Raw genomic sequence first — 22,480 nt, 5'->3', positions numbered from 1 at the left:
GTTCTTTTTCTTTCAACGGATTGCTCTTTATGCAGTAAGATAAGTAAGTTATTTCTTCAAAAGGAAATAGAAATACCGCCTTATATTCCTGCTTGCTCTTTTCTTGTTTTTCTTTTTTTCGGTTTTCCAAAAAGTTTTGGATTTTATCTTACTGCTTACTGCGCATTGTATAACAGATTGATTTCTAATAGTTAGAATGATAGCATGATACTTTTGCAGTAATTACTGCATGGCTGCCTATCCGTAATCGTCATTTGTAGAGGATGCCGGGACTGGCTTTATTCTGTACCCATATACCGAATAATTCTGTTTGTTGATGCGTTTCTGTACCCGTTTGAACCCGGCTTTACGCAACGCTTCTCCCAGCCGTTTTTCTGATAGCTGCATGGCGCATATATCCCGTAAACGTGCCAGTATTTGTGCTGTTGTCATAAAGAACAGGGGTTCTTCCCCCTCTGTCGGCTTCTCAAAGTATTGCGTCAGCATTTCAAACTCGACCGTCTGCACCTCAAATCCTGCATTTGCCAAATGCAATTCTCTAATCTCCATATCATTGAACCAGTAGCGCACGCCCTGACGGTACAGGTACATGATTTCGGAATAGACGTTATTCATGTGAATACTTTCTGCCGTGGGCTTGTCTATGTGCAGCACCTCGAACGGCAAAAAACGCCTGCTGCCTGTCGGGTCGGTCAGGAACTCGTTGCCGTTCACCGAAGCCATGAAGCTGGCGAGGTGGGGGTATTCCTCTATGTAAACATCATACGGTCTACGGTATTTCACTGCCGGGGTGGTGATAAGGTTATTCAATGCGTTCTCGTTCTGCTTGTTGAGTTCCTTTAACTGGTCGTCAATGTTGATGAACAGGTATTCGGCTATCAGTGTCAGGATGTCTTTGCCCTGCGGGTCTATCTTCCCGGTGAACAGGTAGTTCTTAAGCGGTGTCGGGCAAAGGTTGTCCAGCCACCACGATTTGAACTGTCCCTGCTTGTCCCCTGTCAATACCAGACAGGTATGGTTCTGACATCCCGTGTCGTTCATGGCGTTGGCTACCACACCGATAAGCCATTTCGTGAAATATTCCTCCCATTTGCCGGGGTTGGTTACCTGTACCGTGTTCAGGAGCCTGCCGATATGCCCGTGTTCGGCTGGATTCAGTAAGGGTAGGGCATTGAAGTATTCCCGTATGGGATGTACCTTTCTTGCGAAATCGCTTTCCAGTATGGTACGGATGTTCTCGGCAGAGGTGACAATACCAGCGGTCGCATCCAGCCTGCGTCTGAACGAGTTCAGAACAAATTTCGTAACGGGCTGGTACAAGCCCGAAGAACTTGCAGCCCGGTATTCTGTCCGGCTCTTTACGGTGTTGAACCGGAAATCGTACAGGACGTTCAACAGGCTTTCGATGCGCTCGTTCTTTGACTGCCAGCCCTCGATATGCCTTGTATCATCACTTCTTTTCTTTTTCATCGGGAAGTCTGTTAGAAGCCGGGACATACTGCTGCTGCATCCACTTTTTTAGTTCCTCCATGTCGAAACGTAGGGTGCGCCCACGCTTGACACACGGTATCAGTCCCTTGCTGGCTAAGTGGTACAGGTAATTGACCGAATACCCGGTTATGCCGCTGGCAACGGATATTTTGACTAACACAGGCTCTTTTCCGTCCTGCCGTTCTTCGGGCTGTGAGCCCATGACCGGGGCAATCATCTTTTCGATGTTCTCCAGCCGTTTGAAAATTTCTTCGAAAGGATTATTCATAGGTGCTTGTTTTTTGAATTAGCACCACAAATAAAATAAGAAAAATCGGTAAAAAACAAAGCGTCAGCCGTTTGGAATCGCTTTGCTGCGCTCTGCACCAAATTAATGTCGGCAAATAGAAAACGGCTTTGTATTCATTACCTTACTTATTTAGTGAGTGGAGAAAAAACAGTTTTTTTGTTATCGGTTCGTTTCTTTCATGTTGTTTTTGGGGCGGTGGTGGACATTTTCGGACACGCAAGGTCATTTGCGGACAGAAAGAAACAACCTGTCATTCAGCCTTGTATATTTGTACCAGTGAAGAAAAACGGAGTATTGACAAGAATAAATGTATCGGTTATGGAAATAGTGACGATTGAAAAGAGAACCTTTGAACTTTGGAAACAGAGGTTTGAAAATTTTGTGGGACGTGTGGATGCGCTCTGTGTACCTTTACGCAGGAAGCGTGACAAGTGGCTGGATAACTGCGAGACCTGCCGTTTGCTGAATGTTTCAGCCCGGACGATGCAGACCTACCGTGATACGGGAAAACTGCCTTATTCGCAGATTAACAATAAGATTTACTACAAGGCTTCGGACGTGGAAACATTTCTGCTTAGCCAAGTAAGGGACAATTCTAAAAAGTAGGCGTATGGATTTGATAACGAAAGATTCCGATACTACGCTGGTACTGTTTTCCTCCCTTGACAGGGTGCTGGAAAACGTGGAGTATGTGTAATGAACTATCGCCCGGTATTGAACGGTGAACACTATCTGACGGGCGAGGAAGTATGCGAGCGGCTTTGCATCAGCAAACGGACGTTGCAGGATTACAGGGACACGGGGCTACTGGGGTACGTGCAGCTTCCGGGAAAAATCATCTACCGGGAAAGTGACATCATGGATTTGTTGGAAAGGTTCTATCAGAAATGAAATCTTGAAAACATGGAATCTTGTTTTATTGATGTCTTGCTTCCTTGAAAGATTGAAATATTGAAGTATTGAAATATAGCTGTCTTGTTTTCTATATTGTTTGGTTGAAAGCCAGCAATCACGGTTTCTTGAAAACTGTGTTGCTGGCTTCTTCGTGCTTATACGGATAGCTGTTTCTCAACGGCTTGCATATCCCTTAGTATCGTTTGGTCTAATACCTTTGCGTAGTGCTGTGTCATTCGGGTGGATGAATGCCCCAGCATTTTAGCCACATTCGGCAGTGACACGTTGTTAGCCAGTGCGATAACCGATGCGAAACTATGGCGGGCTGTGTGCGTGGTCAGGTTCTTTTTGATACCGCACAGGTCGGCAATCTCTTTCAGGTAGCTGTTCATCTTCTGATTGCAGGGAACGGGCAGCAAAGTTCCTTTATCCATGCAGTAGGGGTTATCCTTATACTTTTCAAGTATCTGTTTGGGAATGCTCAAAAGCGGGATGTTACAGAGGTTGTTTGTCTTTTCACGGGGTTTCACTATCCACAGGTTGCCGTTGCTGTCCTCTGAAACGTGTTCGGGGCGCAGATTATACACGTCTATGAATGCCAGCCCGGTATATACGCAAAAGATGAAAACATCCCGTACCAGTTCCAGCCGTTCAATCCTGAACTCTTTCTGCCATATCCGGTTAATCTCGGCTTGGCTTAGGAACTGTTTGTTTACCTCTACCTCGTGAAACTTGATTCCGGCAAACGGGTTCTTTGTCAGCCACTCGTTGGCAATGGCAAGGTTTATCACTTTCTTGAAGCATTTCATGTACCGGATAACGGTGTTCTGTGCGCAATGTTTCTCCGTCTTTAGGTATAAATCGAATTTACGCACCAGTTCCCCGTTTATCTCACGCAGTAGCATATCATCTACCTTGTAGTCCCGTTTAACCAGTTCCATGAGATATTTAAGGCAATTATCGTAACGTCTTACGGTAATATCGGCATAATCCGTCCCGATTAGCTTCCGGCAGTTGTCGTTATGCTCCTTGAACACATTATACAATGTCTTGAAAGTCTCGTCCTTTCCCTGATAGCGGTTCACTATGGCACGTGCGGATATAATCTTTCCCTCCAGTTCCAAGTCTTGGTAAATCTGATAGAATTTCACACGCAGGGCGTCAATGTAATGGTTAAGTTCCACGGAGTTTCGGTCTTTGCCTGTCGATTTCTCTTTTTCCTGCGACCAAAGTGGGACTTTTACGCTCCGCTTTAGTTGAAGTTCCACGTATAGGCGGTCATAAGTGACACGCACACGCACGGGTGCTTCCCCGTTTTTTAACAGTTTGCTACGCTTGATGAAGAAAACACGCTGAATCTTTTTCTTTCCATACGGCTCAATTTTTAATGATACAAAGTTAGGAAATCGAACCGAGAACCCTGTTATGTAAAATAGCGCAACGTGCTGTAAAAGAATGAAGTAAATACCTCGCAGTGGAACATTTCGGGTTTTTAAAACCAGTCCCTTGAATAAGGACGTATAGTTTGCTTCAATCCCACTAATTTTGCCTATTCTTGGAAAAGAAAAATCCCCGAACTTCTTTGAAATTCAGGGATTTACATCGTTTTTCTTTCTTAAAAAGTGGTGCCACCAGAAATCGAATAAAATTGATAAGTGGCTGTATTTCTTTGAGTTTATATTCTGCAAAAGACCTAATCTCCCGCTATTGCTCCACCAATTTTCTGCAATGCTTTGCTTCTTTTTCGTGGGTGATATTCTTATATATGCACAAAGGTAATAGGATCCACGGGAAAGAGCAATTATTCTCCGTTTTATTTTCAGAAAACAATTCATTTGGAGTTCTCCCTTCCTTTTTCGCATAGTGACGGTAGTCTGACTTATGAAGAAAATTTTGTGTTGATCTATCTATTTATATCCGACTCTAAATTTGCCACGATATTCTTATATCGAGATCACTCTTTATTACTTATAATTTTATTCTGATGATAGCATGGTATGTAGTTTTATCTTCTTAATCTCTCAGTTACAACGGAATTTTATCTCCAAAACATTGTAAGTTCCGAGCATGCAAGCGATAATATCATTCCCTTTTGTCTAAGGTTCACCGTTGGGGAATAGTCCTATCAGTACTATAATGTTTTTCTCAGTCTTTCTTCTACTAATGGAGTGCGTAATGTTTCTTCCCGCACTGCACATTTATTTCAGAATATTATGGTTCGGATAGAGAGAAAGTGTGCCTAAAGCAATGGTTGTTTTCAATAATAAAGATGCCACTCATGTATTTTGGAGGGAGTAGCAATGTCTTTTCACACGGCAAGGCATAGATGTTTTCATAAACGCCAAATAATCAACAGATTAAATTGATTATCAAAGAAGGTAGGTAACGATAAGGAAACCAGTGAGCTTCTATACTCTACCTCATTTTGCCATTTCAAAGGACCACTTTATTTATTGCAAAGATAACACAATACACTAAGAAATAGGAAATTTTCTCTATATTTTTTGAGGAGATGTTATCTTTATTCTCTTAAATCATTCATTTAAATTCATTTGTCTTTTTTCTAAGGTGTTGTTGTTTGCCTTACTCGCTGAAAAAAAAAGCATTTTACAGAATTTAAATTTTAGGCTACTAACGATTTAGAAATAAGCATAATTCCTCTATCGGTCTTATTCTGCATTATTAAAAAAGCTTTGCCTTGAATGTAAAAGACTATATATTTTAATTAATCAAAGAGGATAGTATATGAAAACTCTCATCACTCAGTTAAAAGCGTAGAATACATGTTCCCAAATATCTTTATTTCATTTTTGAACATACACAACTGTTTAATAACCGAATCTCTCCCATGAAAATTCCTTTGATTTAGCAATAATTGTATCTCTTTACATGTTAAAAGTTTTATTATCCTAACAAGGTTGTCCACGGTTTCATTGTTTTGAACAGCATAAAACAAGGAATACTTTATTATCTTAACAATCTTGCCTTTGTAGATTGCTATGCATCTTTTGGAGAATTTGCTTCCGTCAATATAATCTGTAGGTATATTGCCAAACCCAATAAATGTTTCTACGCCATATTTTATAGATAATCTCGCAAGGCTTTTTGAACTATTCCTATTGGAATTACAAGAAAAACAGAAAAAGATTTTTCCTTTGAAAGCATTGATGTTATTGGCATTTATAAAAACCTCTTTGTTATAGAAATCCTTATTCTCTTTAATGGCAATAAAATCAACAGGCATTTCACCATGTTTTGCACAAGCCCCATGTAACTGGGCCTCTCCTCCATGCCCCATATAAAATATAAAATGATTATCCTTGGCTTGCTGAATACATCTTTCATGGTCTTCATCAGAAAAATGGACTTTATAGCAATGCCAATCATCTCCAAGTTTTCTTGTTTCAAATGTATGAATACGATTAAGAAACGAAGTTGAACTACTCTTGTCAAGAGGATAAATAGCAAATATTTTACTCATAGTCTAGTATTGAAGTTATATTTGCCATTATATATTCTGTAATAGATCTTCTCAACGCTATCGCATCTTCACCTTTCGTTAGAAGCATCTTACCGATTTCGCTAATTCTCTTGTCTGTATATTCAGGTATAATACATCTGAAATTTTCATTATCTAGTGTGCATAATGAATCTGCCAATCTTGAATCAATCGTCAGATCTGGTTCTTTAATGATTAGTTGTTTTATTTTATTTTCAAACACTCCATCGCTACTAAGATAGTTTATTTCATTCTGGGCGAGTAATTTCAGCATCGTTATTTGCTGTTCAAATCCATCAGTTCTTTTAATAATGTTTGTTATAACGTCTTCTATCTGGGCTGAATACACAATAACCCTATTGCGATAGTGTGGCAAAAGTTCGTAGAGCATTCTTATTAAATCTTCACCTTTTAGTTCATTCTCAACAAGGTTATAATCTGTAGCAAATATATCAAGATGTGACAAGAAACTTATTGACTGCAATTTACTCATTAGAGCATCCTTGTCAAAACACAAATCCCCAGATTCTAATCTACTCGAATAGTCATTTGGATTTATTTCCTCATATATTAACTCTATTCCGTCATTTTTTAGGCTTTCACTAATTCTCTTAAGACGATCCTTTTGAGATTGTTCGTCTACTAATATTAAATGTTTCTGTACCATCACTTAAAAAGTATTTTAAAGTGAATACCCTTATTGTTAATCGGTTTGTCAACTTCTATCGAAGCGTGTAAGGATTTTAAGGTTTCCTTTATTAGATACATGCCAAAACCAGTACCATCAGATTTGCCTGATATTGAGAAATCAAATATTTGATTAGGATCCTGCTTGAATGAATCTGTTAATCCATCCCCATCATCGTGTACATCTAGTTGAAGTGCATTCTCGTATCGAGAACATTCAAACCAAATATTTTTAGCATGCCAATCTTCTGAATTCCTTATAAAATTATCTATTACCAAGGCCAAATCAAGTTTACTTCCATACACAGCAAACAAATCAACAGAAGAAGAAAAATGATATTTTACCTTGCTTTTAACTTCTTTGGATAAATATCCTTCTATAAATAACGGTAAATTAATTTTCTGTGAATCCGATTTTGCGAGATCGCAACTTAAAATTAAATCTGTGGCAGCTAAAGATTTCTGCGATAGCAACTTAATACTTGATAATGACATAAGAATCAAACGATTCGTTTTGCCTCCGACTTCCTCTCTGCTTACATAAGATATTAGTTCATCAATCTTATCATTAATTCTAGTATTGTTATTTTTTACATGATGTATTAAAGCATCTGTATCTGGATTTGACACTTTCTTGTAAAACTCAACTTTCAAACTTTCTAGTTGCTTTTCTTTCTCTGCTTGCTTACGTTTAAATTCTTCATCCTTAGCTCTCTTCTCAGCAACAAGACGTGCATTTTCCGCTTTAACTTTTTCATTCTCAGCACGCAATCTATTTAATTCAGCTTGACGTCTACGTTCTTCTTCTGTCTTAGCTTTTTCTTCTGCAATACGACGCTCCTTCTCTGCTTTTATGGCTTTTTCCTCAGCCTCACGTTGAAAAAGTTTGGCCTCTGCTATTTTTCTTTCAGCTTCTTCCTTTTGACGAGTCAACTCCGCAATACGATGTTTTGCGGCATCAATTGATGCTAGTAAATTCGAATCGTTAGTATCCTCTGCTATTTTTTCTAAATCTTTCAAAAATTGAGGTTTGATAGAATCAATCGGATTGTTAGATGATACAATATTGGCTAGTTCTGTGTTATAATACAAAATTTCAATATTTTTATCTTTTGCCAATGTCTTTATTAATTGGACAAAGTCAATTTTACTACCAATACTTGATGAAAGAATATAATTAGGATTCTCTTCATCCTTATCAATTTCCAATAATTCTTTTCGCATTCGTAAGCCTTCAGCCTCATTTACGAAATATTCCTTACGCAAAAAAGCTTCTCCCCACAAAACGCCAGAAACATATCGTTCTAATCGTCTATGAGCGATCTCAAACAAACTGAAAAGTTGCTTAGATGTTTGGGTTTCTATTAACCCTCCATCTCGGCTAGAGACCTCTTTAAACTCATTAATACTATCGGTCAAAACATCAACCCGACCGAATAAATCTCTTGTGCCAAGAAAACGACTATGACCTTGTTGTGCTCTATAATCTAACCCCCAACTATCATCACCAGTATTACCAAATGGCATTATTCTAAATCCATTTCTAAATAAGAATATTGACCCATAATTTACAGGTTCTATACCCATTAATCGTGTGAAATTATTCTTTGCAGAACGATTTAGAAAATACAAGTTAATCTTTACATCCTCTAATTTCGCAAATTCAGTATTGTTTTCACGTATTTTGTATATATCTACACCTCGGTCAGAAATTGTTGTATAGATATAATTCTTATCAAGACGGACATCAATTTGAGTCGTCTTAAGTTTCAAGATTTGTGATATGCCATTTTTAAGAATACCATTTACAATATCTCGATCATGCCCACTGTTATCTCTTACTCTCTTATCTTCATCAGTTTCTTTCTCACAAATAATCTCTATAATAAAATCATTTGTTTCTGATAATGGGTTTATTAGTTTTTCTAATGAACGCTTAAGATCTAGTAATCGTTTTCTATTCCATGGTAATTTTTCATCATTCAGATCTGATATTTTTAGAACAGTTCCTGTTTCGCTATTTAAAGGAAAAATATGGGATTTTTTTTCTTGAGAAATGTGTTTAACGTCAATTTGGGCAAATTCTTTCTTTTGATCAACTTCAAAATCTGTCCAATCAACAATGATCGTTTCTATTGTATGTGAATCTTCGCTTTTTGTCGTTAAGGAAAGGTGCTTTCCTAAACGGTCGCAAGAGAAACGCCCAATTCCTTTTGCGCCTGCATAATGACGTTTTATCTTATCTCGATAAGATTTTTGCTTAACATCGTTATCTGCATCTTCTGTCCCATCTTTTTTTGCAGAATATCCTAAGAACAACCATTTGTTCTTCAAATCGTCAAAGGACATTCCCTTTCCATTGTCAGCTATAACGATCTCATTATCACTAAATTTAATTTCAACCTTAGTGGCATAGGCATCATATGAATTTTTTACCAACTCAAATATTGCTACATTGTCGTTTGTTATAAGATCCTTTCCAACAAGATCTTTTAACGCTGAACTAACTTTAAACTGCATTTGTTCCATTAAATCATATTTTTTAATACAGTACCCGCCAATTCTGCAAATAATGGAGGAATGGCATTGCCTATTTGAGTATAACGAGGGACTTCAACTTTGCGCATATTTCCACCAGTTGTATATTTCATTTTTATTTCATACCAATCTGGAAAAGATTGTATGCGCGCGCACTCTCTAACAGTCATAATTCGAGGCTCACAATAATGCAAATAATCATCTGGATGTCCTGTTATAGTTGGAGAAATGGAGTTTTCATTCAGAATTGTTATGCTTCTTTGTTTAACATTCCACTTTATTCTTGCATCTCCATCTATTCGCTTGCCTCTTATACTATAATTAGCTAATAGATTTCTAAAACATTCTGTTTTTTCTATAGTGTGTTTTGCAAAACTATGACTGTCAGGAACATGTTGTTCTTCGGGATAAGTCCCTCTTAGCAAAATTTGATAGTTAGATTCTACACAGCCATACAATCCAGACTTAAATCCTTTCCTGTCAGGCGTCGGAATTTCTCCGTTTGATTGCAAAAGATCAGATATGGCATCTTTAACCGTGGTACTTGAGGATATCCCTTTAGACTGCAAAAAAACATCCTTAACTGACTCTAACAACGATTCAAATGATTCCGGAGAACCTATCGTTTTTTGGACGCCGACCAAAATAAAACGATTACGTCTTTGCGGCACACCATATTTAGAAAAATCTATAATATGAGGTTTGACATTGTACCCCAAACACTTTAAACCTTCAATAACCTTTTGAGAATATGGTATAGCCTCCTCTTTCTTTTTCTTATCAAATGCATAAGTAAATCCTTTGACATTCTCAAATAAAATCATCTTTGGACGAACCAACTTAATGAATTTAATATATGAAAAAACAAGATTATTCCTTATATCTTCTTCAACCCTTTTTCCGGCCATAGAGAAACCTTGACAAGGCGGTCCTCCAGCGACCAAATCAACCGTTCCTCTTAAACTTTTTAATTGAGGAGTATATTTTTTTAATACTTCATTAATATCATGAGGTGTTTGAGGAAGCCAACTGGGCCAATTAAAATGCTTTTTATTATCTATCAGATTAGCTTTTAAAGTTGCAAATGCAAATGAATTCTTTTCTATAGCGAATAGACCGTCCCAACCAGACTGGTATAGACCTAATGAAAGGCCACCACATCCGGCAAACAAATCAATAACCGTATATCTCTTTTTGTTTGTTATTTGCTGCATACAATACACCGAATTTACGAGTGCAAAGATAACGAATAAGTTTCAAATTAAGCTCTCTGATTGATGATATTTCATTTTCCATTAGTTTGACCATTAGTTTGGCCCCTGCTTCCAGAGAAATAGGTTGGAAAAATAAATACTGATATACATCATGCGGATTGCGTTTTAATCCCCCCCTTTGTTCGTATTAAGAAGTTCGCTATCAGTAGCTCCCACCTGTCTTGAAAGGGACGGGGGCGTACGCTAATAGACGAATGGTCTACAGGAATTGCGTTTGGGATTGGAAAATACGATAAAGCTATCCGTTGGGACCACTTCGTTTTCGCCCTGCTTCTCTCCCTACACATCCTCCGCTTATGCCTGTGTATCATGTCGGGATCGGTTGTTCGTTGTTAGCGGCAAAGGTAGTTCCGGATTCTACGGACAAAAAAGGTTGGGGCGGCAAGCCGTTTAGACGATAATCTCCACACTTCTATTTCATTACAGGTAGTATTCTCGCCATAAAACCTTGTTTGTCCTAAGCCCTACCTTTTTACGCCACTGAAACGAAAACGACCGACCCGACGGAAAAACGCATAAAAAAATGTCGGATATGCGAGAAGCAGGGAAAAAGAAAATGGAAACTCAACTCCCTCACCTCTGGAATCCGCATAAAATCAAAAATAATCATTCAAGAAGAACAGATGGAGTAAAGCGGTCGGCAGATTTGCCGACCGCTCCTCTTCTTTCTTATACTTCGGGTGGACAAAGCCCCCAATGAAAAATATCTCGTTACTTTTGACAGTGAGTTGAAACGGCTCAAAAGTAACAAAAAGTCACTGCTAAATGGCTCACAATAGTTTCTTGAACTTAATCTCCGCTAATCTGTTGATTTCATCCTTGTAGATCTTAAGATGATGGAGGATGATGTTCTCCACATAGATACCAATGGTCATATTCCTGTTTCTCATTGACATGACTATCTCTGCCAATGTGTCTTGCAACTCTTTGGCAATATAGATGGTCTTGCGATTTTTCAAAGTGTTGCGACAGATGAAAAGCGATTCATAATCACCTTTGTCAGCCTTTCGCCTTTCTCTTCCTGGGACTCTTGAAAAATCCTTTGACATTGGTTCGTCATTTAAACATTCCGATTCAACACACTGCTCTTCTGATTGAGAGCGTTTCATCTCACTCTCTTTTCTTTTCATGGGAATACCCTGTGAAATAAGTTCCCGAATGGCAACGGGGTCAACCTTGCCATTTTGATTCTCTTTCATACTTTCTTAAGTTCTATTGTCGTACATTTGTACGTTAGTTAATAATTCGATAATTTATAACTTTGATATAGGCATGGACAAAGACCGATCTATTGGTGGTTTTTGAAGCCGGATTTAACGTTCAGTCCCCATGCCTTTACATCTGAAATCTGGATAGTTCGTTGGGACTTATGATCCCGTGTTAGCGACGATAGGTTACAGGATGTATTCAACCAAATTAAAGGCGTTATGACTTACATTGGAATCGACATCAGCAAGGACAGCTTCGTAGTTGCTTTTCCGAAAGTATCGGGTTATCAGACCCAAGCTTACCCCAATACCGTAAAAGGTATCAGGAAGTTCATCGGCCCGCTTTCCGTAACAGAACATCATTGTGTGATGGAAGCCACCGGCAATTACGGCTTTCTGCTTCTTTATCTGCTTGATAGGCAAGGAATAGCTACCAGCATGGTAAATCCCAAACAAATCAAGCACTTCTCACGCATGATGATGACCGTCACCAAGACGGATGCCAAAGACACCTGCATGATTGCCATGTACGGGGAGAAGATGACTTCTCCCGTTTACAAGATGCCATCTGCTACAGTTATGCTTCTGAAGCAGAAGAAGACTATTATCAGGCAGTTGAAGAAACAGCTTACGGCAAGCAAGAACCTGAAAAAGCTCTCTTGTCGTGCTTCCATTCCAAGATAAAAGCGGGATGAAAGCATTGGATAAGACTATTTCTTTTTTGGCAAGCCAAATTGAGTCTTTGGAATCTGAACTTGCAGACTTGGCTTCATCTGAGTTTGACAGACAGGTTAAGCTCTTCACCTCCATCAAAGGGATCGGCATCACTTTGGCTACAGCTTTGATTGTCACTACCGGAGGTTTTTCTTATTTTGATAATGCAAAGCAGGTTTTCCGTTTTATCGGGATATGCCCGACTTACCAGCAGTCCGGAACATCCGTACACATCAAAGGTGGGATAAACTGTAATGGGGATGCGAACCTACGCTCATTGCTTTATGTCGCCTCATGGTCTGCTTTACGTGGAAACACAACCTGTAAAGAATGCTACGCACGGTTGAAAGCCAATGGGAAACCTTCCAAAGTAGCTCTTATTGCTGTCGCAAACAAGCTCGTCAGACAGGCATTTGCCGTAATCAAGTCAGATGCACCTTATGTGGATGGATTCGTTTCTACCTATCAAATAAAATAACCTATGGTGGAATTTTTGCTCTCATTTTATTTGCTTATTAATATAGTTCGTTATACAATTCACTGTTCATTTCGTTGCCGGTATATTTACCGACGAAGACGAATACATCCACTATCGAAGATAAGTCCAACAATCGGCTTGCACCAGTAGGGCTACATCCTTTCGTTCATACCCATTCTGTGGAGATGTTCATTGGTGCCCATCAATACAATCGCTTGATTGTATCTGCTTTCGCACATTCCCACGTTCGAGTGAAAGAATTAAGGATATGTTCTTTGATATACACCCTTGCTCGTATCATTTATCGAAACATGATGTTATCGAAGACGCATACCCTCACGGACATATTCGACAGTGCAAATATATGGCTCGGTGATGCTGTAATCAGCGTGATTTCCTTTAGTGCGTACTTGTGGCGTCGATTTGCGTATCTGTGGCTCTGTGAGAGGTAAGTGGGTTAGACACAACGCTTAGTAACTTTGCACCCAAGCGGTAAGCCGAAGCCTTCGAGGCATAAATCGTCTTTTTTCGAGAAAGAAATACTCCGTTCTTCGGAACGAATTTATTTGCGTCGGAGCAAATAGCAAGATATGTTTTATGCAGCACGACTCTGTTTTTGCAGCATAAAACCTTGCTCTCCGAGAGAGCTGAAAAAAACTCCGAAATTGTTTTTTCTTGGAAGAGAAAATGTCATGTTTCGAATGCCAGTTATGCCGTGAAACCCTAAAATCCAAACTAAGAAATGAAAATGAAGAAAATTAGCAGCGCACGCTCTAAAGAGAAGACTGAAAAGCGTGTTTCGGTCAATTTCACGCCGACGGAATACGCTCATTTCCTCACGATGAAAGAGGAAAGTGGTGTACGAAGTCTGTCCCTGTTTATCAAAGCAAGGGTATTTAATGAGACCTTTCGAGTGATAAAAGTCGACCGTTCCTTGCTTGATTACTATCAAAAATTGACGACTCTGTACGGGCAATTTCGCAGCGTCGGGGTGAATTACAACCAGACTGTGGTCGCTCTGAAAAGCAATTTCACGGAGAAGAAAGCCTTTGCGATGCTCACCCAGTTGGAGAAACTGACACTTGAATTAGCAATAATCGGAGGTGAAATCGTGCAACTGACTCGTGAATTTCAAGAGAAATGGCAACATCGGCAGTAACCATTTTACATCGTACTGTTCTTTATGGATGAAAAAATCAGGCTTCCATCTCGTTTGGGGAAGCCTGATTGATTATTTGCATGCAATTACCGTTTTTTGAATTTTCCGCCTTTCAGGTCGCTCTCTATCATTCGTTTGTTCAGTTTCTCTCGGAGTTCATCAAGGAAATAGGTACGGCTGTCATTTTTGCGACACTTTATATTCATATAGATGTTGTAGCAGTTCTTGATTTCTACTCCGAAAATGTTAGAAAGAACCTCTGCCAGTTCCTCTACTCCGATTTCTCCATTGTTGATACAGTTACAGGTGTCAAGAGCATAGAGTAACTCCACCAAGTCCACGATTTTGCCCGTCCAACGGATTTCACCGATGGACTTCGATTGCGGACTCGGAGGTGACAAAGACAATAACCCTTGTACCCGCATATTCCACAATTCTAATTCTGTATCAATAACATGCAACAACTCCGACACATTTTTTCCCCATTTCGGCAGTTAAGCCGTTTTCTACTTTGATTGCCTGTAAATGGAATCTTGTGTGGTGTAAAGTCCGGAATAAGGAGATAGGATTCTTGTCTGTTTCACTAAGATTTATAATCTCTTCAATAAGGGATGTTGTTGCTTCTGTAGTATTTTCCGAGAGAAGCATCCCGAAAGTTTCCTTGCCAATAAGTCTTTTCATTTTCGGAGAATTTACTATTTGATATTTATACTTGGAATTAATGTGCAAAACCTCCACTTGTTACAACTTCTGATTGCAACAAATGGAGGTTGTAAGGAAAAGGGAAGTATTACTTGCCTTGTTCCAAGGTACGGGTGGTGAAATAACTGTCTGATATTGAAGGCGTGAACTTGATAACGTTGTTATTCAATACCGACTTTCTTTTATTTTTCAGATTAATCATTGTCATTTCCTTGAAGCGGTACTTATGGTTCTTTGTATCCACTTCGGCAATTGCAGAGACGGTCATCTCCTTTTCTTTCTCACCGGCAAGATTATAATAGGTAGCCTTGCGAACAACGAAAATCCGTTTATCGATATAGGAAATTTTCTTTGAGAAACCGTTTTCATTGGCAATAGTCTTGTTTTTAGGTATGATTTCCAAGACATAACAATCATGTCCATCGACTTTCTGCTCAGTCAAGAATTTATAGTCGAAATCTTCGACAGCAGGTGTGGACATATCGGCGTAAGAAAACTCAGACCCCATGAAACTCTTTGCATTTTCAGAACTCACAATGCGTCGGGTTTTACGAAGGGCTGGCATATAAATCCACTTGTCGTCGTTCTTCTTCAAATAATCGAACGATAGAAACCCGGTGCCTTTCACATCAGCAGGCTCGGTAAACCGAATGAGTTTCTTTTCCAGACTCCCATTCTCGTAGAGTTTACTGACGATAGTCATCTTGCGAACCCGTTTATCTCCCGACGGACTGTAAATAGTCATGGACGATTGTGTTTCCATCCCGGCAACACGAGTGGTTTCAATGGCTTTCTGCTGTACTTGTTGGGGAGACAATCCTCCCTGTGCATGAGCAACATTTGCCCACATAGTTGCGATTGCTATAATCGCCGATAAAAAAACTTTCTTCATTGTATTTATTGTTTGATGAATATTCGTGTATCAATCCTCTTTGAAAAGCTTAGGTGCTTTTGATTGTTTCTTTTATTGGTTTTATTCTCTCATTTCTTTTATGTCATTTGCGATGTGCTTTCTGTCTCAAGAATTTCGGTTTCAGCACCATACATAGCGCAGGTACGAGCAGTACTGCGGCAATAAGGCATACGAAGATGATGGTCACCATCATCATTCCGAAAAAGCGGACGGGCAGGAAGCCTGAAAAGAGCAGAACCACAAACCCGATAATAACAGCGATTGCATTGAATACAATACCGCGTCCCGTTGCCTTGAACAAGCGACGTACAGACTCTTTATCGTTGTAACCCGCACGTCGTTCCTCCCGATACCGCCAGACGACATGAATCGTATAGTCCACACCGACACCGATAAGGATAGAGGCTTGGAAGGCGGTCATAAAGTTCAGGTCGATACCGAAATATCCCATCAATCCGAAAAGCATCAGCATGGCAAACACGAGCGGAACGATTTGCAGCAACCCTGCCTTAAACGACTTGAAGCCGAGAGATATAATGATAAATACAACAACGAGGGAAATCAACAGAGAAAGAAACTGTCCGTTTACGACATGCTTGTCCATATCCGTAAACACATCGGCATTGCCGCCAACAAGTTTCACATTGGGGGCATCTTTTACCATCTCCCTGATTTGAGCAACACATTGTCGCAATACAGGCGTGTTCAATTCCTTGAATCGGATCATCAAAAGGGCTTTCTCGAAATTGAAATCTACCATCTTTTCCAAATCCCTCTGGCTGCCGCTCATCAGATACAACTCGAAGTATTGCGATACGGCATCGTAGGTGTCGGGGATTTTATCATAGCCCTCTTCGCCTTTATTGTAGAGGGCACGGCTGATCTGACGTGTAACTTTGGCGATGGACTGCGTTGTTCCCACTTCGGGAATTTCATGCACCTTCTTTTCCAAATCATCGATTTTTTTCAATAGAGCAGGATCTTTGATGTCACCTTCGAATACGACACAGAGAGGGAAAAAGCCCCCCAGTTCCTTATTGATAATTTGTGCAGACTCCTTGGCTGGATGTCCGTCAGGGAACAATTCGGCGGGATTTGAATTGATGCTGAAACGCAAGAGCCCGGCTGCTCCGATTAGAGAAATGACTACAAACAAAACCAAAATAGTCTTGGGCTTTTTCGTTACCCAATTGGCAATAAAATCCAACAATCTGTCCAGTCCTATTCCTCTTTTGTTTTTAGGATTGTCATCCGCTCTCAATCGAGGCTTCGTTTTGGGAAGTATTGAACTTAATGCTGGAATAAAGAACAGACTGCCAATTAGGGCAAGCCCAATACCGATACTGCCAAGAACACCCATTTGTCCACCGGGGATCAACACATGTCCCAACATACAGAGCAACCCTGCAATGGTTGTCAGTCCGGACAAAATGATGGGAGCACCGAGACTTGTAACCATCTTGACAGACAGCTCTTTGGGAGTATAATTGTTTCCGGGAAGATTGTCTCTTTGGTAGCGAGCAAACATGTGTATGCCGTAGGAATTGGCAGTGGCTATCAGTAAAACTACTAAAATAATGGTCGTAACGGCAAACTTCCATCCCAACAAAGGTGTTGCTCCCAATGCCGTGAATATCGCCATAACCACAATCAGAATGGGAAGCCATACGCCTCTGAACTGTCGGAAGCTGATAAAGAGAAAAACCATCATTAACAACAATCCGAGAGGAATGAGCCGAGCCATATCCTTCTGCATCATTCCCGCATTCTGCATCCGCATATACGGAGAGCCACCCAAAAGAACTTTCTCTGCACCGGGATATTTGGCAATCATTGCCTCCACTTGGTCTATTACGTCCTTGTCTTTTGCTCCGGGTTCAAGCAATCCAATAATGGCTGTGGTCGTAAAATCTTTGGAGACTACGCTTCCATAGACAAGGTCATTACCTGCAAGTTCCTTTTTGATAGTGGCAACTTCTTCAGCAGTCCGTGGAATCATTTTCACGGCCGCATCAACGGTCATTGCGTCATTTTCGCTGCGGACATTTTTCAATTCGAAGACGGACATTACCCGTTCTACGCCTTTGATGTTCTGCATATCCTGCGAGAAATGCTCCACACGCTTCAGGGTCTTGCCATTCACGACATCATCTGTCTGTACGACAATCATTACCATATCCGTACCGCCGAACATTCTTTCTATCTGTTTTTGATTTACACGAGAAGGTAAATCTTCCGGCAGATAGGTAAGCAGGTCGGGATTAAAACTTGCATTCTTCATCTGAAAGCCCATAAAGGCTGTCAGTGCAAGAAAGAACACGATGACCGCCCAGCGGTATCGTATCACAAATTCAGCTAACTTCTTCATTCGATATTATTTTGAGATTAGATAATCTAAAACGAAACTTTCAACTCCGTAAAAACCGAGTTCTTGGTCTTTTCCAATATTCCGAACAGACGGTCGTCCGGTCCATAAAACAGCTGCCCTCCCACCGTAAACGTAACGGCATCGGCTATGGCATAGCGAATCTTGGGTTGGAAGAAGTATTCTTTTGTACTGAACTGGCACAGTCCGAGCAGTTCCACTTTCAATGTTTCGTGAAGCAATGACAGTGCTGGTCTGACTGAAACTGAATGATTCCAACGTTCATGTTGCGTGAAGACGATACGATTCAGTGAGTTAAGTTTCCGTTCAATCGTATTGCCTTTGATGTCAGTCGTCAAGTCCGGTATATACTTACCTATGTACTGTACAATCAAACTGAAATTATCCCAGCTTCGGTCAATCCCTAACGTATATTCCACCTGCTTGTTGGGAACTGAATAGATGGAATTATTGCTTTTTTCGGGGAGTGAACAGGCAAACTCGCCTCTTAATCCGTAGTTGCCCAATGAGGTGGAAAAGTCCATTCCGACAACATGCACTCGATAAGGCTCTTGCGATAAAAGGATTTCAGAAGGAGTTTTTTCATACGCGATGCCGGGATATTTATGTAACCCGTTGTAATAGGAAAGAGAGAGGTCGAAAGACGGTTTTTCCAAATCTATTTTCACTCCGAAAGACTGGTCTTTCCATCGGTAAGGCTGTTTTTCATTCTTCCATACAATCCCATCTCCCATAGGCTTTCCGATGAATGGGAACAATGATGATTTGTAAACGGGTATCCAATCCACTTCAATACGGAACGGATAAAGATTAAAGACTCCTTTCACGATAAAATTTCCCAGACGTTTATCGTCTTCCTCCGGTGAGAACACACAAAAGTCTTGGGGTGTAACGTTATTGGTTGGATTGAAACCGTCTGCTCGTCCCCAGAGAACGATTTGCTCCCCTACACGAAAATCAAACTTGCCAAGATTAAGGTTTACATAAGCCTCGCGGATGTCGAACTTATGATTGTTGTTGCCATCGGCTCTGTAACGCACTTCCGAAAAGGCGGAAGCATTCATGCCGATGGGAACTTCCAATTTCAAGGCACCCTCTCCGTAGTAATTACGTATTTCTTTTTCTCCTCCGAAAATTCCTGCACGGAGATAACCATTGATTTTAATGCGATTATTCGACGAAATCTCTTCTGTCTGGAGAGAGTCTGTTTCATTCGGAGATTGCGCATAAACAGAAATACCGGAAAACAATGAAAAGATTGTTACTCCGGCAAAAAACTGAAACTTAAATGTCGTTATTTTCATTGCCTGATGTTTTGCAGGCAAAGTTCGGAAGATTGCTTAGGGTAAAATAACCCTTAAACGGTAAGTAATATCCCTATTGCGTCAAACCTACAAAGAGTCGAGATATTGCTTGGGTTTTATTCTGTGATATTTGCGGAAAGCCTCTGTGAAGTGGCTGAGATTGGCATATCCGACTTTATAGCCTACTTCGGATACAGAGTAAAGACGAGTGGAAAGCAAACGTTTTGCCCATTCCATCTTTTCGGATAGGGCATACTCGGCGATGGCTTTTCCAATAACCTGTTTGAAACACTTTTGTAGTTTGGAGCTGCTCATTGCCGCTTCACGTGCCAGTTCGGGAATGCTCGGTACATTGTTCAAACTTTGTAATATCTGACGACGGACACGGAACACTGCCTCCACATCGTTCAAATTCAAGTTGGAAAGAGATTTTACCTCCGAACGCTTTTCGAGTTTTTCAAGGAATATCGTCAGCAATTCTATTGCCTTCCCGTGCAGATGGAGGGGATAGAAAGGCGCATCGCTTTTGGTTATCGCCTTGATGCCATCCAATACTTGTTGCATCGCAGGTGTGATAGTCTCGAAGAGATAAAAAGACTTGTCCGACCGGAGCAGCCGACCGATGTAGGTTTCGTGAGCCGTATCCATTTGCTCTATCCAATCCTTGTTGAAGGTCAATGTGATGTTTTCATACTGCCGTTTGGGAGCGAAAGTCCACTCCGTAGGGATATTGCTTGAGGGCATAAAGATACCGTCGAGCGTGTCCACCCCGACCGTTTTCGTGCTTGTGCCGATAATCTGCTCGTGCTTATGCTCGTTGATATAGAACATCACAGGAATCCATTTCGAGTTTTCCACCGAGCGACGCACCATTGTCATCGGTTCGTACGATACGAAACTGATGTAGGTCAATGTGAGCCATGACAACGGGTAGTATTGCTTGAAAAAGCCGCTGCCCACTGAGGGCGGAACGGTAAAACCATCGTTCGTTACCGATGTGCCGAATTGCTCGGCAACCATCTCCATCCAATCTTCTGGCTTATTGATTGCACAAAATTCTATGGTCATATCATTATACCTTTCTGCAAATTTACAAATAAACAAGGATAAAAAAGAGGATTTTCTTATATTTTTATCCTTGTTGAATCACATACTCTATAAAAAACAAGAGTATTCCTTTTTGAGGGAATACTCTTGCGATAGGGATTTACTCAAACGCGACCAAACTTGACGGTACTCCCACGGCAGTAACGACGGGTATTTGGGAGCATTCGCCCGTCTTGGTATTGTAGGTATAGTAGCCCGTTCCGTTATTGCACGTCATACCAAAGACGATGAAATCTTTGTAGCGGGTTATGGCAAAAGAGCCATTGCTGTCAGTCATCGGCAAATCGAGTTTTTCGATGGTTTTGTTCCAAATGTCGATTTTCACAGGCTGGAAGTCTTTCTTGAGTATTCCGAATTCAGTGTCCGTTACTTTCAGACAACTATATACGATGCCGTTACCTGCGTAGCAAGACTTAATCATATATTGCCCGGTTTTGCCTATTCCCTTGATGGTCGTTTTCGACAGGTTGAACAAATAGTCGGCATCCCATTGGTCGCTTCCCTTGCGGATACGCAGGAACCCTTCCTTATCGGCAACGGTGAAATTGTTGCCGGCACTGTAAAAGTAGATGTCGCCCCGCTCGTCTATAAAGGCATCGGAGTGACGGAACAATCCGACCACACTTGTGCGGCTGTCCTTGATGACCTCGGTCTTTTTCGTTTTAAGATCAATAACAGCCACCTCTGAACCCGCCCCCGGTACGGAGGTGTGGGGCGAATTGAGCTGGTTGAGGGCTACGTACATCTTTCCGTCTCGAATAACATTGCATCCGGGATCGGGATTATTGTCCTGAACGGCATAAGGCGAGAGGTCGATTTCACCCTCCTTTTGCAACGTAGCGGTATTGATTAGCGCAATCTTGCCCCTTCCGTGCAAAGCAACGTATGCCCGCTGTTCGTCGATGAAGTTGATTTCTCCGGGTTGCGCCATATGTTCAAAGGTCATCGTACCTGCTTTCTGCAGCTCGCCGTGCACCCCTCTTGTAAACTTGTGTACCTTCCCTTCGGGCACAAGTACCGTGTTTCCTTTTGCGAAGAGATAACATCCAAAGCCGAATTCGAATGCTTTTTTATTGTCGGTTGCTTGAAGAGTTAAATCGCCGAACGTGCCGACGTAAGCACTTTTGTCTACATAATGTACAAAGGCAAAATGCTGTTGCACCTCATTGGGCGTAGGTTTCGGGTCATCGTTCTTGTCGCAGGACGTCAGCCCTATGGAGCCGACCAGCATAGCAGAAAGGGCTATGTTCTTCAATGTTGTTGTTCTCATTATAATTTATGTTTAGAGTTATAAAATACCTTTCGAGAAGACGTATCTGAATTTGAGGTGGAATGTCCGTCCTGCCAACGGTTGGCGGAACTGGTCCCAAACTTCTTTATTCATCAGATTGTGGCATTCCAAGGCTATGGAATATTTGTTCTTGTAGGTCAATAGCAAACCTATATCATGGGTAAAACTGCGAGGGATACGCCGTTTCTGCAATTCGGTAAGTTCCCAAAAGTAGAAGAATTCTTCCGTGAACTTCCCGTCCCAGAATGCCTTGACATACCAGTTCTTGAACAATCGGTCGCTGTGATATTCCGCTCCGAAGTTGGCGAATAAGTAGGGGATGTTCGGCAATCGCAAGCCTTTTGTCGGATTGGGGGCTTGAGTTCCCGGCAAATAGTCCAAGACATCGCGCACATCCTGATAAGTCAGATTTCCGTAGGCATAGATCGTAGGCGATATATCCAGTTTCAATTCGGTCTCTATACCTTTGATATGCACCTTTTCTGCATTCACATATCCGGCTGCCATATGCTGTTTCATCAGTTTTATCATATCGCTCACCTGCAT

17 protein-coding genes and 3 pseudogenes are annotated in these 22,480 nt (G+C 40.9%); 4 read left to right on the top strand and 16 right to left on the bottom strand.

Annotated features, from left to right (window positions below):
* Positions 1 to 237 precede the first annotated feature (237 nt).
* The gene (locus GGR07_RS12875) at positions 238 to 1,470 is read right to left on the bottom strand and encodes a virulence-associated E family protein (protein ID WP_021645361.1); all 1,233 of its coding nucleotides are present in this window, start codon (positions 1,468 to 1,470) and stop codon (positions 238 to 240) included.
* Complete coding sequence (locus tag GGR07_RS12870; protein WP_021645362.1) at positions 1,451 to 1,759, bottom strand: helix-turn-helix domain-containing protein; 309 nt, start codon at positions 1,757 to 1,759, stop codon at positions 1,451 to 1,453. The genes GGR07_RS12875 and GGR07_RS12870 overlap by 20 nt, the downstream gene beginning before the upstream one ends.
* Positions 1,760 to 2,098: 339 nt before the next feature.
* Between GGR07_RS12870 and GGR07_RS12865 the strand changes: the two genes are divergently transcribed.
* Positions 2,099 to 2,386: a helix-turn-helix domain-containing protein gene (locus tag GGR07_RS12865; protein WP_025866775.1), complete on the top strand. Its 288-nt coding sequence runs from the start codon at positions 2,099 to 2,101 to the stop codon at positions 2,384 to 2,386.
* A gap of 4 nt (positions 2,387 to 2,390) precedes the next feature.
* A pseudogene (locus GGR07_RS12860) lies at positions 2,391 to 2,671 on the top strand (helix-turn-helix domain-containing protein).
* Positions 2,672 to 2,829: 158 nt separating this feature from the next.
* Here the strand turns inward: GGR07_RS12860 and GGR07_RS12855 are convergent.
* The 6 genes and pseudogenes from GGR07_RS12855 to GGR07_RS12830 form a co-directional block, all read right to left on the bottom strand.
* Positions 2,830 to 4,046, bottom strand: a pseudogene (locus tag GGR07_RS12855) (site-specific integrase).
* Between the two features lie 1,386 nt (positions 4,047 to 5,432).
* Positions 5,433 to 6,155: a hypothetical protein gene (locus GGR07_RS12850; protein ID WP_034543779.1), complete on the bottom strand. Its 723-nt coding sequence runs from the start codon at positions 6,153 to 6,155 to the stop codon at positions 5,433 to 5,435.
* Positions 6,148 to 6,843 carry a hypothetical protein gene (locus tag GGR07_RS12845; RefSeq protein ID WP_147298126.1) on the bottom strand — a complete coding sequence of 232 codons (696 nt, stop codon included), beginning with the start codon at positions 6,841 to 6,843 and terminating at the stop codon, positions 6,148 to 6,150. Before GGR07_RS12845 ends, GGR07_RS12850 begins: the two co-directional genes overlap by 8 nt.
* Positions 6,840 to 9,389, bottom strand: a complete 2,550-nt coding sequence (locus GGR07_RS12840) for a sensor histidine kinase (RefSeq protein ID WP_034543775.1) — start codon at positions 9,387 to 9,389, stop codon at positions 6,840 to 6,842. Before GGR07_RS12840 ends, GGR07_RS12845 begins: the two co-directional genes overlap by 4 nt.
* Positions 9,389 to 10,612: a DNA cytosine methyltransferase gene (locus GGR07_RS12835; RefSeq protein WP_034543774.1), complete on the bottom strand. Its 1,224-nt coding sequence runs from the start codon at positions 10,610 to 10,612 to the stop codon at positions 9,389 to 9,391. The genes GGR07_RS12840 and GGR07_RS12835 overlap by 1 nt, the downstream gene beginning before the upstream one ends.
* An 830-nt stretch (positions 10,613 to 11,442) precedes the next feature.
* Positions 11,443 to 11,871: a DUF3408 domain-containing protein gene (locus GGR07_RS12830; protein WP_034543772.1), complete on the bottom strand. Its 429-nt coding sequence runs from the start codon at positions 11,869 to 11,871 to the stop codon at positions 11,443 to 11,445.
* A 228-nt stretch (positions 11,872 to 12,099) separates the two neighbouring features.
* Between GGR07_RS12830 and GGR07_RS14225 the strand changes: the two are divergent.
* Together GGR07_RS14225 and mobA are read left to right on the top strand one after the other, a co-directional pair.
* Positions 12,100 to 13,072: pseudogene (locus tag GGR07_RS14225) on the top strand (IS110 family RNA-guided transposase).
* 742 nt (positions 13,073 to 13,814) lie between these two features.
* Positions 13,815 to 14,231, top strand: coding sequence for a conjugal transfer protein MobA (gene mobA, locus GGR07_RS12820; RefSeq protein ID WP_034543771.1), 417 nt, complete (start codon positions 13,815 to 13,817; stop codon positions 14,229 to 14,231).
* 86 nt (positions 14,232 to 14,317) lie between these two features.
* Here mobA and GGR07_RS12815 read toward each other — a convergent pair whose 3' ends face one another.
* The 8 genes from GGR07_RS12815 to GGR07_RS12780 form a co-directional block, all read right to left on the bottom strand.
* Entirely contained in the window at positions 14,318 to 14,656 is a 339-nt protein-coding gene (locus tag GGR07_RS12815; protein WP_034543769.1) for an RteC domain-containing protein, read from the bottom strand.
* Positions 14,657 to 14,678: 22 nt separating this feature from the next.
* The gene (locus GGR07_RS12810; RefSeq protein WP_027326211.1) at positions 14,679 to 14,912 is read right to left on the bottom strand and encodes a hypothetical protein; all 234 of its coding nucleotides are present in this window, start codon (positions 14,910 to 14,912) and stop codon (positions 14,679 to 14,681) included.
* Positions 14,913 to 15,021: 109 nt separating this feature from the next.
* Positions 15,022 to 15,825, bottom strand: a complete 804-nt coding sequence (locus tag GGR07_RS12805; protein ID WP_256680564.1) for an outer membrane lipoprotein-sorting protein — start codon at positions 15,823 to 15,825, stop codon at positions 15,022 to 15,024.
* 103 nt (positions 15,826 to 15,928) lie between these two features.
* Positions 15,929 to 18,214, bottom strand: coding sequence for an efflux RND transporter permease subunit (locus tag GGR07_RS12800; protein ID WP_034543768.1), 2,286 nt, complete (start codon positions 18,212 to 18,214; stop codon positions 15,929 to 15,931).
* Positions 18,215 to 18,240: 26 nt separating this feature from the next.
* Entirely contained in the window at positions 18,241 to 19,536 is a 1,296-nt protein-coding gene (locus GGR07_RS12795) for a hypothetical protein (RefSeq protein ID WP_034543766.1), read from the bottom strand.
* Between the two features lie 87 nt (positions 19,537 to 19,623).
* Positions 19,624 to 20,604 carry a helix-turn-helix domain-containing protein gene (locus GGR07_RS12790; protein WP_122056479.1) on the bottom strand — a complete coding sequence of 327 codons (981 nt, stop codon included), beginning with the start codon at positions 20,602 to 20,604 and terminating at the stop codon, positions 19,624 to 19,626.
* A 139-nt stretch (positions 20,605 to 20,743) separates the two neighbouring features.
* Positions 20,744 to 21,913, bottom strand: a complete 1,170-nt coding sequence (locus GGR07_RS12785; RefSeq protein ID WP_034544102.1) for a hypothetical protein — start codon at positions 21,911 to 21,913, stop codon at positions 20,744 to 20,746.
* Positions 21,914 to 21,931: 18 nt separating this feature from the next.
* On the bottom strand, positions 21,932 to 22,480 hold a 549-nt coding region (locus GGR07_RS12780), incomplete at its 5' end, for a TonB-dependent receptor domain-containing protein (protein WP_183200518.1).

The organism is Bacteroides pyogenes, from assembly GCF_014196225.1.
In the GTDB taxonomy this organism is placed as follows: domain Bacteria; phylum Bacteroidota; class Bacteroidia; order Bacteroidales; family Bacteroidaceae; genus Bacteroides; species Bacteroides pyogenes_A.
The sequence above is the reverse complement of the archived record's forward strand: the minus strand, read 5'-3'. Positions and strand labels throughout refer to the sequence as shown.